Source organism: Tenacibaculum sp. MEBiC06402 (assembly GCF_049239625.1).
Taxonomy (GTDB): domain Bacteria; phylum Bacteroidota; class Bacteroidia; order Flavobacteriales; family Flavobacteriaceae; genus Polaribacter.
The window spans coordinates 1-426 of the sequence record NZ_JBMKKT010000109.1 but is presented as its reverse complement, the minus strand read 5'-3'; the positions used below and the strand labels follow the sequence as shown (position 1 = coordinate 426).

General features: G+C 44.1%; 1 protein-coding gene. It reads right to left on the bottom strand.

Going from position 1 to position 426, the window contains the following annotated elements:
* The coding region (locus ACOSP6_RS16840; RefSeq protein ID WP_422095740.1) for an Ig-like domain-containing protein at positions 1 to 426 on the bottom strand (426 nt) is incomplete at both ends.

Genomic DNA, 426 nt, shown 5'->3' with positions numbered 1-426 from the left:
TCCGTTTGTAGGACCAGTAGTTAAACTATAGTCCTCTCCATCGCCGCCATCTCCACCAATATCATCATTGCTACTAACAGTAATACTTACATTACCATCCTCAGCAACTGTAGCCGTATCATCATTCGCCGTTGGCGTATCATTCACAGGAGTTACCGTGATAGTCACCGTAGCGGTATCCGTATCGCCATCTGCATCAGTTATCGTATAAGTAAATGAGTCCGTACCGTTAAAGTCAGCATTTGGAGTATAACTAAACACACCATCTGATGTCTCTGTAACGCTTCCGTTTGTAGGACCAGTAGTTAAACTATAGTCCTCTCCATCGCCGCCATCTCCACCAATATCATCATTGCTACTAACAGTAATACTTACATTACCATCCTCAGCAACTGTAGCCGTATCATCATTCGCCGTTGGCGTATC